The 15,400-nt window shown below is 64.1% G+C and carries 15 protein-coding genes and 1 pseudogene; 7 read left to right on the top strand and 9 right to left on the bottom strand.

What is annotated here, in order from left to right; all coding sequences use genetic code 11:
* Positions 1–80: 80 nt before the first annotated feature.
* A complete protein-coding gene (locus tag ACLMAJ_RS35470) occupies positions 81–746 on the top strand; it encodes a TetR/AcrR family transcriptional regulator (protein ID WP_412018273.1) in 666 nt (221 codons plus the stop codon).
* A 210-nt stretch (positions 747–956) separates the two neighbouring features.
* Here the strand turns inward: ACLMAJ_RS35470 and ACLMAJ_RS35465 are convergent, their stop codons facing one another.
* Genes ACLMAJ_RS35465 through ACLMAJ_RS35435 form a run of 7 tightly spaced genes read right to left on the bottom strand, consistent with a single transcriptional unit; the run spans position 957 to position 8,297 of the window.
* On the bottom strand, positions 957–1,904 hold the full coding sequence (locus tag ACLMAJ_RS35465) for an amidohydrolase family protein (protein WP_412018272.1): 948 nt from the start codon (positions 1,902–1,904) through the stop codon (positions 957–959).
* Positions 1,901–2,902 carry a 4-hydroxy-2-oxovalerate aldolase gene (gene dmpG, locus ACLMAJ_RS35460; protein WP_412018271.1) on the bottom strand — a complete coding sequence of 334 codons (1,002 nt, stop codon included), beginning with the start codon at positions 2,900–2,902 and terminating at the stop codon, positions 1,901–1,903. The genes ACLMAJ_RS35465 and dmpG overlap by 4 nt, the downstream gene beginning before the upstream one ends.
* Entirely contained in the window at positions 2,899–3,855 is a 957-nt protein-coding gene (locus tag ACLMAJ_RS35455; RefSeq protein WP_412018270.1) for an acetaldehyde dehydrogenase (acetylating), read from the bottom strand. The genes dmpG and ACLMAJ_RS35455 overlap by 4 nt, the downstream gene beginning before the upstream one ends.
* Positions 3,840–4,655 (bottom strand): 2-keto-4-pentenoate hydratase, encoded by an 816-nt coding sequence (locus ACLMAJ_RS35450; protein WP_412018269.1) that lies wholly within the window; start codon positions 4,653–4,655, stop codon positions 3,840–3,842. Before ACLMAJ_RS35450 ends, ACLMAJ_RS35455 begins: the two co-directional genes overlap by 16 nt.
* On the bottom strand, positions 4,652–6,415 hold the full coding sequence (gene mhpA, locus ACLMAJ_RS35445; RefSeq protein WP_412018268.1) for a bifunctional 3-(3-hydroxy-phenyl)propionate/3-hydroxycinnamic acid hydroxylase MhpA: 1,764 nt from the start codon (positions 6,413–6,415) through the stop codon (positions 4,652–4,654). The genes ACLMAJ_RS35450 and mhpA overlap by 4 nt, the downstream gene beginning before the upstream one ends.
* Positions 6,412–7,440 (bottom strand): VOC family protein, encoded by a 1,029-nt coding sequence (locus ACLMAJ_RS35440; protein ID WP_412018267.1) that lies wholly within the window; start codon positions 7,438–7,440, stop codon positions 6,412–6,414. Before ACLMAJ_RS35440 ends, mhpA begins: the two co-directional genes overlap by 4 nt.
* Positions 7,437–8,297, bottom strand: coding sequence for an alpha/beta fold hydrolase (locus tag ACLMAJ_RS35435; protein WP_412018330.1), 861 nt, complete (start codon positions 8,295–8,297; stop codon positions 7,437–7,439). The genes ACLMAJ_RS35440 and ACLMAJ_RS35435 overlap by 4 nt, the downstream gene beginning before the upstream one ends.
* 303 nt (positions 8,298–8,600) lie before the next feature.
* Here ACLMAJ_RS35435 and ACLMAJ_RS35430 point away from each other — a divergent pair, with 303 nt between their 5' ends.
* Genes ACLMAJ_RS35430 through ACLMAJ_RS35420 form a run of 3 tightly spaced genes read left to right on the top strand, consistent with a single transcriptional unit; the run spans position 8,601 to position 10,138 of the window.
* Positions 8,601–8,942, top strand: a complete 342-nt coding sequence (locus tag ACLMAJ_RS35430; RefSeq protein ID WP_412018266.1) for an ArsR/SmtB family transcription factor — start codon at positions 8,601–8,603, stop codon at positions 8,940–8,942.
* Positions 8,943–8,945: 3 nt separating this feature from the next.
* Entirely contained in the window at positions 8,946–9,455 is a 510-nt protein-coding gene (locus ACLMAJ_RS35425) for an SRPBCC family protein (RefSeq protein WP_412018265.1), read from the top strand.
* Positions 9,455–10,138 carry a dihydrofolate reductase family protein gene (locus ACLMAJ_RS35420; RefSeq protein ID WP_412018264.1) on the top strand — a complete coding sequence of 228 codons (684 nt, stop codon included), beginning with the start codon at positions 9,455–9,457 and terminating at the stop codon, positions 10,136–10,138. Before ACLMAJ_RS35425 ends, ACLMAJ_RS35420 begins: the two co-directional genes overlap by 1 nt.
* A gap of 139 nt (positions 10,139–10,277) precedes the next feature.
* On the opposite strand, the pseudogene ACLMAJ_RS35415 reads toward ACLMAJ_RS35420, so the two are convergent.
* A pseudogene (locus tag ACLMAJ_RS35415) lies at positions 10,278–10,407 on the bottom strand (IS30 family transposase); the annotation flags it as partial.
* A 141-nt stretch (positions 10,408–10,548) separates the two neighbouring features.
* On the opposite strand from ACLMAJ_RS35415, the gene ACLMAJ_RS35410 reads away from it, so the two are divergent.
* From ACLMAJ_RS35410 to ACLMAJ_RS35400, 3 genes are all read left to right on the top strand, one after another.
* Positions 10,549–11,496, top strand: coding sequence for an AraC family transcriptional regulator (locus ACLMAJ_RS35410; RefSeq protein WP_412018263.1), 948 nt, complete (start codon positions 10,549–10,551; stop codon positions 11,494–11,496).
* A 121-nt stretch (positions 11,497–11,617) separates the two neighbouring features.
* The gene (gene acmB, locus ACLMAJ_RS35405; RefSeq protein WP_412018262.1) at positions 11,618–12,814 is read left to right on the top strand and encodes a methyl acetate hydrolase AcmB; all 1,197 of its coding nucleotides are present in this window, start codon (positions 11,618–11,620) and stop codon (positions 12,812–12,814) included.
* Positions 12,815–12,994: 180 nt separating this feature from the next.
* Positions 12,995–13,762 carry a 2-phosphosulfolactate phosphatase gene (locus ACLMAJ_RS35400; RefSeq protein ID WP_412018261.1) on the top strand — a complete coding sequence of 256 codons (768 nt, stop codon included), beginning with the start codon at positions 12,995–12,997 and terminating at the stop codon, positions 13,760–13,762.
* Positions 13,763–14,222: 460 nt separating this feature from the next.
* Here ACLMAJ_RS35400 and ACLMAJ_RS35395 read toward each other — a convergent pair whose 3' ends face one another.
* Complete coding sequence (locus tag ACLMAJ_RS35395) at positions 14,223–14,453, bottom strand: hypothetical protein (RefSeq protein WP_412018260.1); 231 nt, start codon at positions 14,451–14,453, stop codon at positions 14,223–14,225.
* Positions 14,454–15,400 lie beyond the last annotated feature (947 nt).

Raw genomic sequence — 15,400 nt, 5'->3', positions numbered from 1 at the left:
AAGCAATTCTGACAACTTCGTCAGTATTGACTCGAAGCGCTACGATGGCATGCGCATACGACAGGGAAAGGTGAACTTCAATGACCCCACAGGCCCCCGGGTCAGAACCCAACCGCCTGGAGCGCCGTAAGGCACGCACCCGCGCAGCACTGGTGAGCGCGGCCCAGGCGATGCTGGCGGAGGGGAAACCGAACGTGCCGATCCTGGAGATCACCCAAGCCGCCGACGTTGGCATGGGTTCCTTCTACAACCACTTCCAGAGCCGGGAGGAGCTGTTCCAGGCGGCGATCGAGGAGGCCTTGGACCGGCATGGCGCCTTACTCGACCTACTGTGCGAGGACGTGGACGACCCCGCGCAGGTATTCGCCCAGAGCTTCCGGCTGACAGGCCGCCTGCATCGGCGCAGCCCCACTCTGAGCAAGGTCCTGCTCAATGACGGACTCAATCTCGCCAGTTCCGACAAGGGCCTGGCGCCCCGGGCACGTCGTGATATCGAAGCGGCGGTCAGCGCCGGCCGTTTTCAGGTCCGCGACCCGGAATTGGCTATGACGATCGTGGCCGGTGCCACGATCTGCCTCGGACGGCTGCTGCACGATAATCCCGAGAGGGACGATGCCGAGGCCGCCGACCAAGTGGCCGAAGACCTGCTGCGCATGTTCGGCCTGCCACCTGGGGATGCGCACGAGATCTGCCGCCGTCCGCTGCCCGCTCTCATCGATGCGCCGCGGGACGGGACGGCCGCCTGACCGGAATTCCCCGGAAAGGTCAGTAACGATTACCGCTGGGTTTTCGAGAGGGTGAATGGCTTCTGCAGCTCAAATCGGTTGGAGTCACATCATTAGAGTGTTCGGCTCGTTCTCGAAAGGCACAGTATCTTTCAGCACACCACCGGTCCCCGGGATGTCGGCCGGTGTTACAGACGGCCTGCCGGGGATCGCCGACATGGCCTGAGGCGACTACTCGGCGCCCTGGGACAGGCGCGGAAAGAGACTGAGCGCGCTGTCTTGGTCGATTGCGGCCCGAGCGGCGCCGTCGATACCGGGATAGGTATCAAGCTGGCCGGTGAAGTAGGCGACGCCTGGGTCAGGCGCGAATGGCCAGTCGGTGCCGAAGAGTACGTGCCCGGGGCGGGCGAAGGCCAGCAGGCTCGGTAGTGCGGCCGGGCTGCCCGACAGGGCAGTATCGAAATAGAAGCCGCTGAGGTCTTCCAGAGCATCGAGCGGGTTCTGACCGGTGGTGGCTGTAATCGCGACCGCGATGCGATGCGATGCATAAGGCACGAATCCGCCCGCATGGGACAGGATGAACCGAATGTTCGGGTAGCGCCGCGGCACGCCGCGCAGCACGAGATTCGTAGCGGCGCGAGTGGTATCGAGCAGAAAGTCGGCAGCGAACGGAGGAATCCCGTCCACTGCTGGACCGGGCAGATCCGAAGGATGCACGAAGACCACGGCCGCCCGCCGATCGAGCTCGGCCATGACCGGGTCGAAGCTGGGGTCGCCGAGGTAGGTGCCGCGCGAATTGGCCAGCAGTACAACACCATCCGCGTTCAGCTCGTCGAACGCGTACGCGATCTCCCGCACCGACCCGTCGACATCGGGCAGCGGCACGGTGGCGAACAGGCCGAACCGCTCGGGACGATCACGGACCAATTCTGCGCCGGTCTCGTTGACCCGGCGTGCCCATTCGCGCGCCTGAGCATCGTCCCCGAAATGCGTGCCGGGCGTCGACAGCGAAAGAATCGCGGTGGCGATCAAGTGCCGATCCATCAGCGCGAGAGCGCTTTCCGGGCTCCAGTCGGGTAGGGCGCGGCCGCCCGGCGCCTCGACTCCTTTCGATCGCAGCCAGTCGGCGTAATCACTGGGCACGATGTGCTGATGCACATCGATACGGGCAGGGGTCATTTGGTCACATCCAGGGCGATATCTACGATCATGTCTTCCTGGCCGCCGACCAGACCTCTGCGGCCTGCCTCGGTCAAAAGGGTTCGTACGTCAACTCCGTAAGTGGTGGAGGCGTTTTCGGCATGGCGGAGGAAGCTCGAATACACCCCGGCGTAGCCGAGAGTCAGCGTTTCGCGGTCGACCTGTATCGGACGTTCCAGCAGCGGCCGGATCAAGTCGTCGGCGGCGTCGGTCAGCAGATCGAGCGCTGCGCCGTGGGCCCAGCCGGATAAGTCGGCCACAGCGACGAAAGCTTCGAGGGGTGTATTGCCCGCGCCGGCACCGAGTCCCGCCAGTGAGGCGTCCACGCGGGTCGCCCCCTCGTTTACGGCAACGACGCTATTAGCGACGGACAGTGAGAGATTCTGGTGGGCGTGGATACCGATTTCGGTCCTCTCGTCCAATACGTCACGGTAAGCGCGCACGCGGTCGCGTACGCCGTCCATGGTGAGCCTGCCACCGGAGTCGGTGATGTAAACACATTGCGCGCCATACGATTCCAACAGCCCAGCCTGGATGGCGAGGCCCGTCGGGGTGTTCATGTGGCTCATCATCAGGAAGCCGGCGACATCCATACCGAGGTCTCGGGCGTAAGCGATGTGCTGAGCGGCGATATCGGCTTCGGTGCAGTGAGTAGCAACACGCACCGAACGCACACCTAGGTCGTAGGCGCGACGCAGATCGTCGATGGTGCCGATGCCGGGTAACAGCAGCGTTGTGAGCCGCGCCTTTGTGAGGGCGCCGGCGGCGGCTTCGAGCCACTCCCAATCGGTGTGACTACCTGGACCGTATGTGAGGCTGCCGCCGTGCAGGCCGTCGCCGTGCGCGACCTCCACGGCGTCGACGCCCGCGGCGTCCAGCGCGGCCGCCACAGCGGCAACGGTCTTCGGCGATACGCGGTGGCGAATGGCGTGCATGCCGTCGCGCAGTGTCACGTCTTGCAGGAAGACTTCTGTCATTGCACATTCTCCGGAGTGATTGCTGCGATGCGTTCGGCTACGCGCACCGCGGCCGAGGTCATGATGTCGAGGTTTCCGGCATACGCGGGTAGGTAGTGTGCCGCGCCTTCCACCCCCAGGAACACCGAAACCTGGTGCGTGACAACGGCCTCACCGGCGAGCGTGTGCGTCGGCACGTCCGGGGAAATGGGCCTGATCTGGATGTCCTGCTCGAGCCGGTAACCGGGGACGTAGGCCGCCACTTCCGCGACCATCGCGACAATCGATTCGCGCACGGCCGCATGGATACCTGGGTCCGGGTCGCCGATCAGGGCCAGCACCGTGTCCCGCATGATCAGCGGCGGCTCGGCGGGGTTGAGGACGATGATCGCGCGACCGGCCGTCGCACCGCCGACCGCTTCGATGGCATGCGACGTGGTTTCGGTGAAGTCGTCGACGTTCGCGCGGGTTCCGGGACCGGCGGACTTCGATGCGATCGAAGCCACGATTTCCGCGTACGGCACGGCGACAACTCGGGAAATAGCTGCCACGATCGGGATGGTGGCCTGTCCGCCGCAGGTCACCATGTTCACGTTGCGCGCGTCCAGGTTTGCGTCGAGGTTCACCGCCGGCACGACGAAAGGCCCGATCGCGGCCGGGGTCAGGTCGATCAGCCGCTTGCCATACGGTTCGAGCGCGGCGGCATTTGCGTCATGTGCACCCGCGGACGTGGCGTCGAAGACAATGTCGATCTTCTCGAATTGCGGCATGCCGATGAGTCCATGCACGCCATCGGCGGTGGTCGGCACACCCAACCGCTCCGCCCGGGCTAGTCCGTCGGAGGCCGGATCGATGCCGACCACGGCCGCCATCTCCAGCGTGTCCGAGTGGCGCAGGACCTTGAACATCAGGTCGGTACCGATATTGCCGGAGCCGATAATGGCGACCCTGGTGCGGCTCAATTTTCCTCCCACACGAAGTTGACGGCATCGAGTGTCTCTGTGCCGATGAATATTTCGGAACGAACTGGAACCCCGGGGCGCAACGGCGCCATCGGTCCGAGGGCACCGGACAGGATGATTTCGCCCGCACGCAGCGGGTCGCCGAATGCGCGGGCAGTACGGGCCAGCCATGCCAAGGCATTGAGCGGATCACCGAGGCAGGCGGAACCAGTTCCGGTGGAGACGATTTCATCGTTGATCGCCATGTTCATCGCGACTGTGCGCGGCTCGAACTCATCGAGTGAAAGCCGCTTGGGGCCAAGCGCGAACCAGCCGCTGGAGGCATTGTCGGCGACGGTGTCGCCGAAACTGATATCCCAGTCGGCGATACGGCTGTCGACGATCTCCAGCGCGGCGGCCGCGTACGCAACCGCGCCGCGGACGGTGATCGCGTCCAGCTGGTCGAAATCGAGATCGGCGCCCAGGACGAATGCGAGCTCGGCCTCCACCTTTGGTTGCAGCAGCCGTGGCCGCCTGGCCACCGGGGTCTCGGTGACGTTCATGTCGTCGAACAGCACACCGAAGTCGGGCTGTTCGACGCCGAGTTGCCGCTGGACTGCCGGGGAGGTGAGTCCGATCTTTCGCCCCACTATCCGAGCCCCCGCTGCGATCCGACCTCGGGTGACGATTCTTTGCACGGCATAGGCCCGGTCGACATCGTCCCTGCCGATGAGGTCACGGACGACACCGGTAGGGGCCCCGGTCGCCGAAGCATGGGCCAGCCGTTCGGCCGCTCCCCGTACGGCTTCAGAATCTGCAATAAAGGCGGTCATCGAGCTTCCACCGGATGGACCTCCGACCCCGCCAAAGCCGCCCGCCCCGAATCGGATGACGCGGACCCAACCGAACGCCGAGCACCGCTACGGAGTTGCCGCAGCAGTTCGACGACCAGCAAGCCGGCACCTCCAGCTGCTGCGGTGCCGAAAACGAATCTGTCCGGGCGCAGCAACACCAGCCCGCCAGTATCGATGCCGGCCTGGACGAACCAACGGGTCAGAGCGCCGCTGTGGTCTTCGACATCGGTGTAATCGTCGCCGGTATTGCGACCATCGCCGGGCACACCTTGCGGTCGTCCGCCGACCGAGTAGACACTCACGAACCGAACGCCAAGCGCTCGTAGTGCGGCCAGTTCGTCGGCACCGAGCGCGGTGCGCGGGTCGATACCGTATCCGAGGATCGAAAAGCCCAGGCCCAGAACATCATCCAAACGGCGGTGGCGTCCGTCGTAGGTGCGCACGTCCGGCTGCGGGGCCAACGTACCCTCGACCCCGCGCAGCCTGCGGCGGGGCAGCCCAAGGTACGCGGCGTTGCGGCGGAATCGAGGTGCCGGCTTCATCTTCGCGCCCCGGATCCAGCTCCCCAGCCCCGGGACGCGCAGCGCGGCGCCGAGTAGGACGTCGCGGACGCCGGCCAGGGCCTTGCTGTCGACGGAGACCAGGCTCTTGTTCAGCACCGACAGGTCAATCATCGCCTTCGCATGTGGGCGGCGCTCGGCCTCGTAGCTATCCAGAATCTCCAGGCCGGCACCGTGTTTCACGATCGCTGTGAGCTTCCACGACAGATTGTCCGCATCGCGCACCCCGGAGTTCATGCCCTGCCCGATGAACTGCGGGGTCATATGCGCCGCATCGCCGGCTATCAGGACGCGACCATCCCGCCACCGGTCGGCGACCACAGCATTGAAGGTGTACACCAGTTTCCGCAGCACTTCGACCTCATCGGGATCGACGTAGCGGGCGATATATCGACCGACAGTGTCCGAATCCTCCATCTCCTCCGTGGTTTGGGAGTCGTTCAGCCTGAATTCGAAGCGATGGTGGCCGTCCGGCTGCGGGCAAGACACCGTCGGTAGCTCGGGATCGCAGATGAAGTCGAAGTACGGCAGATGCCGGAAAGCATCCAGGCCCTCGCGCGCTCTCAAGTCCACCACCAGCCAGCGTTCCGGAAAGCTGGTGCCGCTCATGTCGATTCCGAGCTTCGTGCGAACGACACTCCGCCCACCATCACAGCCGACCAGGAACTTCGCCCGCACGCGCTCGGTAGTGCGCGGAGCGGGTTCCACAGGCTTTTTGCCGTAACCGGTACCACGGGATTCCGCGTGCTCGACGCCGACGCCCTCCGCGTCCTGGTCGAACTCCGTCAGCTGCCGGCCGCGACGCACCGTGACGTGCGGATATCGGTCGAGCGCCTGTTCGAGGCTGTTCTCCAAGTACGGCTGGTACAGGAAGTTGGCTACCGGCCAGCCCAATGGCCGCGCGGCCTCGTGGAACTGCACCAGTACTCGACCATCGCCGCGCACCCACTGCACGACGGAGTCGACGTTCATATCGGCCGCGAGTTCGTCTGCCGTACCGGCCGTTTGGAAGATCCGCATGCCCTCGTCATCGGTGTACACCGCGCGAGCCATGCCGTAGAACTCCGGCTCACGCTCGAGCACCAGCACGGTCACGCCGCGCCGTCCCAATAAGTTGGCCAACGTCAGTCCAGTCGGCCCAAGCCCGACGACCACAACGTCGTAGTCGGTGGTGTTCATCGAGAGAGTCCTCCTGTGAGCCGAGGGACAGTGATTTCCGGCGTGCGCGCGCTAGCGAACGCCTGCCGGAACTGAGCGAATTTGTCGAGGACCGTCTCCCCCACGGTGGTATGCCCCCAGATACTGATGCCCTGGTAAGTGGTCGGCTCCCAGGTAGATTCGAGTTCCGGCCCGATCACGATCGGATTCCAACCAACCTCGAGTTCGAAACCCGACGGGGTCACGCAGTAGTAGGACAGCTCGCGGTCATTGCTGTGCTGCCCGACCGACCATCGCATCCGGAAGCCCAGCTTCGTGACTCGCTGGAACGACGCGAGCATGTCGTCCAGGGTCGCGGACTGAACATTGATGTGCTGCACCCGAGTTCGCAGCGGGTCGATCTTGACGCCGCGAATGTTGGCGATCGCAATGGAATGGTGTCGCTCGTTGACCCGAAGGAAGCGGATCTTCATTCTCAGTCCCGAGATGTTCTCATCGATGTAATCGGTCAGCCGGGAATCGAAGACCGTCCGGTAGTAGTCGCGCATGGCCTCCGGCTCGCGCGACACCACCGCCACATGCCCGAGTCCAGCCTCACCGGTAACCCATCCAGAGCTCCGCATACGCAGCGGTTCCGGCGTCGTCACAGGGGTCGTAAAGATCTCCTGCGCAATGCCTTTCGGTCCGGCGAACCGCCATAGCCGCTGCACACCTCGCAGGTCCGCCTCCTCCGGACTGCCCTCGATGATCGGCACACCGCGATCGGCGACTCTGGCGACGATACGGTCGAAGGTCTCGTGGTCATCGACTTGCCAGCCAAGCGCTACCGCGTCTTCGGCCGGCCCGCGGCGAATGAGGAAACGGCACGCGTGGTCGTCCAGCCGGAACCGGAGCATGTCTCGGTCCAGTTCGTCGACATGCAGGCCGATCGCCTCGGCGCCGAACCGTCGCCAATCGAGCAATTGATTCGATTGCACGACAACGTATCCCAGGTGCACCGCGCCGAAAACTGAACGGTCACCGTCCGGCCGGGCGAAACCGTTCACGATCTCGCATCCAAGAATGCGGCCGCCAGCGAGTTGAACAAGTCCGCACGCTCCCACTGCACCCAGTGACCGGTGTTCGCGGCCACATACACGTCGCAATTCGGCATGGCGTCGGCCAGCATGCGACCGCCCTGCGGCCGGTTGACCTTGTCCTCAGCACCCCAGATCACCAGCGTGGGATGAACGACCTTGCGCAGCCTCGCATCTCGGGTGAAGTCCATCCGCAACAACGTGCGCAGCGCGAACAGGCCCGACGGCCGGCGCAAGGGCGGATTCGCCACTACCTCCGGGTCGATACTGGCCTGATAGCGCAACTCGATCAGCTCGTCGGGCACCGCCGCCCCGTCGAAGACCAAGTACTCGCGAATGAACCGACTGATCTTCTCGTGGCTGGGTCCACCGTCGCGGTAATAGTTCAGCAGCTGCCGCAACCCGGCCGTGGGCAGCGCCCGCGTCGTGCCCACACCACCCGGCCCCATCAGAATTATCCGCTCGACCTTCTCCGGGCGGTCCATCGCCAACCGCAGCCCCGCCGCACCCCCGTAGGAGTTGCCGACCAGGTGCGCCGAGGCAATTCCGAGCTCATCCAGCAGTCCGCCGACTACCCGGCCGAGATCGCCGAACGGATCGGACTGATCGACTCGCTTGGACGACCGCCCGTATCCCGGCAAATCAGGCACGATCACACGGAACCGCTGCGCCAGCGCCTCGATATTGCGGGAGTAGTTCGACAACCCGGTTGCGCCCGGCCCGCCGCCATGCAGCAACAGCACCGCGGCACCAGATCCGGCCTCGCTGAAGAAGATCTCGCGATCGGCGACCCGGACTGTCCGCCCGGTTTCGACGTCCTTATCGATGCTGGTCACAGCTACCTCCACAACCGTTGTTGATGAAATCATCAATCACGATTACGTCCATGTCAAGAGGCAAATGATGAAATCATCAGAATAGGAGCCGATAAGGAATCGCAGCGACTCGCGTACGCGGGCTGTTGCCAGCACTGAACCCAGCGACCATCCCGTCGACGGAGCTGACGTTCAGCCCACCACGAATAGCTGGTCGGAGTGTGATGACTCTTCGCAGTTGAGCGTGATCGTGTCGTAGCGCAAGGCGGCTGGTGGCCGCTTGACGTATTCCGATATGGGAATATGATTGCTGCCATGGCACGAGCAGCGACGACGTCGGACACGTTCAACGCGATCGCCGAGCCGCAGCGCCGGGAGATCCTGGCGCTGCTGCGGGCGGGTGAGCGGCCGGTGGCCGACCTGGCCCAGGAGCTGGGGATGAGCCAGCCGGGGGCGTCCAAGCACCTGCGGGTGCTCCGGGAGGTGGGGCTGGTGCGGTTCCGCGGAGCGGGCAAGCAGCGCCTCTACGGCCTGGACGCCCGCGGGCTTCGGCCGATCCACGAGTGGGTCGGCGGATTCGAGCGGTTCTGGAACGAGAGTTTCGACCGGCTGGACACCTACGTGCAGAACCTCGAGAAGACACAGCAGGAGGAATGACCGATGGCAGAGGCAAGGCAAGAAGCGCGCGCGGAGCCGGCGACGGCCGACCGAGAGATCGTGATCTCCCGGATCATCGACGCCACGCGAGAGCTGGTGTTCGAGGCGTTCACCGAGGTCCGGCACCTATCGCGGTGGTGGGGTCCGGAGGGGTTCACCACCACCACGCGGTCCTTCGAGTTCCGCGTCGGCGGGGAGTGGGACTTCGTGCTGCACGGGCCGGACGGGACCGACTACTCCGAGTGGATCACCTGGACCGAGATCGTCCCGCCAGAGCGAATCGCGCTGCTGCACGGTGAGTCCCGCGACGACCCGAACGCCTTCGAGTCGACGTTGACCTTCGCGCCGAACGGCACCGCGACCCGGCTCGTGATGCGCACGGTCTTCCCCACCAGAGAACTGCGCGACCAGGCCGTGGAGAAGTACCACGCGATCGAGGGCGGCGAGCAGACGTTGAGCAACCTGGCGGCCTACGTCGCCGAGATCACCCAGAAGAAGAAGGAGGGCCACTGATGGCCGAGAAGGTGTTCTTCAGCGTGTCGATGTCGCTGGACGGGTTCATCGCACCCGAGTCCCACGCCGTCGGTGTTCGTGCCATGGAAGGCTTCATCGCGCCTGAGAAGCACAGAGACGACCCGGACGTGCGGCGCTGGATGGCGCAGTGGATGGAACTGCAGCAGTGGGCCTTCCCGCTACGGTTCTTCCGGGAGAACCTGAAGCTCGGCGAGGGCGGTGAGGAGGGCCACGAAAACGACTTCGCGCGGGAGACGTTCGAGCGCACCGGCGCGAGCGTCATGGGCAAGCGCATGTTCGACCTCGGCGAGCAGGCATGGCCGGAGGAGGCGCCCTTCCATACCCCGGTCTTCGTCGTGACGCACACCAAGCGTGACCCGTGGGAGCGGCCCGGCGGCACCACGTTCCACTTCGTCGACGACGGCATCGAGCACGCACTCGACCAGGCCCGGGAGGCCGGCGGCGACCGCGACGTCCGCATCGCCGGCGGCGGCGCGACGATCCTGGAGCACCTGAACGCCGGCCTGGTCGACGAGTTCTCGATCGCACTGTCACCGGTGCTTTTCGGCGCCGGCACCCGCCTGTTCGACGGCGTGGACGCGTCCAAGGTCGCGCTGGAGCCGGTACGTTCGGCGCCATCGTCGCGGGTGACGCACCTGACCTACGCGGTGCACCCACGGTAGCCGCGCCACCACTCCACCCTCGCGACCCGAGCACCCACGGCACACACGCTTGAATCAGCAGGCCACCACGGCCAACTGCGAACAGCCAGTTCGATGCGTCTTCAACCTGAGTTGTTCGCCACCTGATCGGTGCGACGGTGCGGGGAAGGCACTGACGGACAAGACCATTGGTGTTTTCGTTGCTGCCGCGCTGCCAGCGACTTTCGGGATCGCGGAAATAGAATCCGAACCTCGGTCGCGATGGTGAACTGGGCGTGAGTAGCCATTTCTTATGCACGAAAAACCTGCGCCGCGATAACGCATACGCCGATATGCTGGCGTACAGAGCGGAAAGGACTCACGTGTGGCACCGGATGCCGGATGCAATAACCCTCGACCCGCTGAGGGCAGTACCAGCGGTGCGGGGCGCGATGCCGTCGCACGATTGGGACGAGATAAAAGCGTGGTCGGATTCGGTCTATATGCCGTACAGCGTTCGTCCGGTAGGTCAGGTCCTGACGCCGACGGCGAGTATGTACTCGGCGAAGGTCAACGACATAACGGTCACTCGATTCTGCTACGGCGTACCCGTTTCCGTCGGTGAATTCGCCGCGGAGGCGGGAAATGTCTTGGTGCTCACGACGATCCGCGGGGCGACGCGCCACTCTCTGATCGGTGCGGCGTCGGCCGATCTGACAAGCGGCGGCACGTTCCTGGCGGACTGCAGTCGCGTCGACTATCGATTCGAAGCCGACCGGGAGCACCTGCAGCTGAACCTGACTATCCCCCATCAGCTGCTGGCCGATCTGGCGATGCGGTGGTGGGGTCATATTCCCGACGATCGCCTGTGGCAGCACAAATGCGTCATCGGCGGGCCGGGTAGCAGCTGGCTCGCATTGATGGAATACGTCGTCCGCACCGTCGCAGCGGCGCCCGCGCAGGTCGCCGACGGACGGGTCGGTGCCAATCTGCAAGAGTTGCTCGCAGCGCAGCTCCTAGCGGATTGGGCGGATCGCGCCGATGTCGAGCTCGGTCAGCCGAAGCCGCTCGACGCGCCTGGCTATGTGCGCCGAGCGGTGCGGTATATCGACGAGAACGCGCACGAACTGCCCACGGTCTCCGAGGTTGCGTTCTCTGCCGGCGTCAGTGTGCGCGCCCTTGCCGGAGCGTTCCGGCGGTACCTCGACACCAGCCCCCGCGATTACCTCCGCGAACAGCGACTGCAAGGCGTACGCAGAGACCTGCTCGCCCGTAGGTCGACGACGGTCGTCGAAGCTGCCGGGGCATGGGGCTACATCAACATGGGTGTCTTCGCGGCCGCCTACCGCAATCGTTTCGGAGAGAATCCATCCGAAACCCTGAAACGTGCAGCGCAGTGACACCCGTCATAGCATTCGTGCTCGATCGAGACAGGCCGTGCCGATGGGAGACCGGTTCCCGCTCGGTTCGGATCTAACGTCGCGTCCCACAGTGGCTTTCAGGCACGACAGGAAGAGTGGGATGTCCGAACTCAACGATGCGCTCAATCAGACGCTCGAGGATGTGACCGGCGCGGACGAGGCGCGGGTACCCGGCGTTGTCGCCATGGTGACCGACCGTCGCGAGACCTTGTTCGAAGGCGCCGTCGGTGTCCGATCGATGGCCGACAATCAGCCGATGACCAGCGACACGGTGTTCGCGATGTTCTCGACCACGAAAGCGATCACCGGGACAACGGTGCTGCAATGTGTCGAAGAGGGTCTGCTCGACCTCGATGCGCCTGCCCGCGAATACGTGCCCGAACTGGGAGACATCCAGGTCATTACCGGGTTCGGAGCGGACGGCGCACCCTTGCTGCGGGCACCGAAACGCGAAATCACCACACGAATGCTGATGCTGCACACTGCGGGATTCGGCTACGAATTCTTCGACGAGACGTATAGTCGGCTCGCCGTCGAACATGGCCAGCCCAGCATCATCACCGCGTCCCTGGCAGCGCTGACCACGCCGCTTCTCTTCGATCCCGGAGAGAAATGGCAGTACGGGTCGAACATCGACTGGGCTGGGCGCGTGGTCGAGGCGATCCGCGGCAAACGCCTCGGCGAGGTAATGACCGAGCGGGTATTCATACCTCTCGGTATGCACGACACGTCCTTCACCCTGAACGCATCGATGACCGACCGCCTGGCCTCCATCCACCAGCGACAGGCCGATGATCAGTTGCTCCCCTTGGACCTGGTGCTGCCGCAGACCCCGGAGATCGATATGGGCGGTCACGGCCTGTACTCCACGGTAGGCGACTACCTGAAATTCCTGCGGATGTGGCTGAACGATGGTGATGCGCCGGGTGGGAGAGTGTTGCGCAAGGCGACTGTGGACGCGGCGGTCCTCAATGGACTCAACGGCCAGGTGGTCACAAGACTGCCCGGTGTAATCGCCACACTGTCCAACGACGCCGAATTCTTTCCCGGACAACGCAAGTCGTGGGCGTATACGTTCATGGTCAACGATGAGGAAGCGCCCACCGGCCGACCCGCCGGATCGCTGGGCTGGGCAGGCTTGGCCAATTCATACTTCTGGATCGATCGCCGCAACGGAATCGCCGGCTACTGGGCGACACAGATTCTGCCGTTCGTCGACCCCGTTTCGTTCGCGGGGTACCTGAATTTCGAGACCACGGTCTACCGTCACGCAGTGCTGGGGGCGCATGCCATGTGATAGACCTCGGGCCCCCGCACGTACCAACATCGCCTTGTCGGAGTAGAACCGAATCGTCTTGGCCGTCAAACCGGGTCCGTACGGCCCAGCCGACTCAATGTCGTTCAGTGCACCTGCCTGATCTCTGACACACTGACCGGCCGGTCGGGTTTGTGTCAGGGCGCGTTGAAGGGATCAGGGATGTCCGAGTTTCCGGATTGGTCGAGGCAGCTGTCATCAGGCATCCGGTTCGATTGGGGATTGGCAGGCGTACGGGCGCTCGGTCCGCAGAGCACAGCTGTCGTGGTGGTGGACGTCCTGTCGTTCACGACAGCGGTTTCGGTCGCGGCCGACGCTGGGACCCTGGTCTTGCCGTATCGGTGGCGCGATGGAAACGCTGCGGGATTCGCCGCCGAACAGTACGCGGAGTTGGCTGTCGGTCGTAAGGCTATGTCGGAGCAGCAGCCTTGGTCGTTGTCTCCCGCTGCACTGCGCCGTGCGACCGCTCCCGCGCGGCTGGTACTGCCGTCACCAAATGGATCCGCGATTTCCGCTGCTGTCACTGGAATTCCAGTGATCGCCGCGTGCCTCCGCAATGCCTCGGCGGTCGCTGACTGGATTGCTGGACAGGGCTGGGGAACCGAGCGGAAACCTGTTGCGGTGATCGCTGCCGGTGAACACTGGCCCAGCAGCGATGTTATGCGCCCTGCGATCGAAGACTGGCTCGGTGCCGCCGCCATCATTACCGCGCTCGCCGAACGCGCCACCGGTCCGCTGTCCTCGGAAGCGTCGGCCGCTAAGGCCAGCTACGACGGTATCGATGACGTCCGTTCTCTTATCCACAATTGCGCTTCCGGTCGAGAACTTGCTGCCATCGGATTCGGCGATGACGTCGCCATCGCGACCGAAATCGAAACCAGTAAGGCTGTGCCGGTATTGGTCGATGGAGCCTTCACCAATGCATCGTGAACAGGCAATTGGGGATCCGTTGATGCCGCATATCGCGCTGAGCGAACCGGCCAAGTTGTACGGTTCACACCAGACCCGCTGTGGCTGGGCATACACAACAGGTGGGTGACTCGGTTTGCTCCTGGTTCGGCGCATCTTGTGTTGGCGGGCAACATTGTTCATCTGACGATCGGGCCACGGATCCAGTTGATCGAGCGACTGGTGCTGTTTTCTGGGGTTCGCGCGATGCCATCGGACCGAGGTGCCCGATACCCTCGAACTCCAAGGTGTACCGCCATGTCGAGACCGGCAAAGCCAGCATCCAGAATCGCGAAACCCTCGACCGGCTCACCGCCCGGCGCGTGATCGCCTAGTCCGGGCAACCGTCGGGGCCGGCTCGAGCTCACGCCTTCACCGGCCCCGCAAACCGAGCTTCACGCCCGGCTCCGACTGACGGCAACGATTCCCGTCTCAGTTCCGCCTAGCAACTATTCTCGACTTGGTGGCTTTCGTCGGCGGGGGTTGCGGGGTCGTCGGGAACGGTGGTGCCGTCGGGGGCGTTTGGGTCGGTGTTGTAGCTATCGGTACTAGGGGCACAGTCCTGGGCGGCGGCGGTGCCTGCGCCCAGGATCACGACGCTGCCGGCAAAGGCGACCGAGATGGCCCCGAGTGCTGCGGCAATCCGCCTACTGGTGTTCTTGTTGGTGTTCATTGTGGCTCCATTCCGCCCCGGGGGGCTTGTCCCACGAACAACAGTCTCGTTCCCGGGTCTCGTGACCAGCGAAACATGCTGCTGAACTATGGATCATTCGAATCCTGTTGCGGTGGTGGAGGATCCATATCCAGTCATGGCAAGCAGGAGACAATAGCAAATTGCAACACGTGTGGTGCGACATTTGCTGGCTCTCCGGCGCGGCGTATTCATCCCAGGGAGGACGCCAGGTTTTTTCGGCGACGACCGACCGCGTCTGCGATCTCGATGGAATCGACACCGAGCTCAGGTTCGTATGTAGAGCCTGGCCCGTGCGTACGCTGTGTCGCTACGACCCTCCGGGGAGGGCGCTGAGAGATCCAGTTGTTGCCCAGCAATAGGATGTGCAAGCGTCGACGGGGAGTTGATGCAGCTCAACAACTTTCACGGTGCTCGACCTTCGCGGGCGGTACCGTGAGCCGCCATGGCAACCGATGGCCGGAACGGTGCGCTACTGGCGGTCGTCCTTGCAGCTATCGATGACGAGGCGGAGGCGTACGCCAGCTTCGCCGTTGTCGACATACAGCGATATGCGGACACTCTCAGCAGCATGCGCGGTTCAGTCCTTCAAGGCCGCGCGCTCACGGCTGGGGGGCTGTAGGGGCTGTCGCCCGGGCCGCTCACGCGCCAAGTTGCCCAGCGGCAGCCAAGGTTCACCGCGTGCGCGTACCAGGTATCCGCAATCCCCGACCACTTCTTGGACTCTTCGATGTTGCCCGCGGCATATTCGTCGGAAGCTCGGTCCGACGCGGCATTGCTCATCTTCCTGTAGTCCTCGCACTTCTGCTCATTGGATTGTTCGGACGGCGCTACCGGCTTTGCCTGAGCCGAAGTCGGCACAGCCGCCGAGATACTGAGTGCCGCGAAAATGGCAATGATGGGACCTACAAAGGCGTTCCGGGTGCTAC

The sequence above is a fragment of the Nocardia arseniciresistens genome (assembly GCF_046764875.1).
Taxonomy (GTDB): Bacteria; Actinomycetota; Actinomycetes; order Mycobacteriales; family Mycobacteriaceae; genus Nocardia; species Nocardia arseniciresistens.
The sequence above is the reverse complement of the archived record's forward strand: the minus strand, read 5'-3'. Positions and strand labels throughout refer to the sequence as shown.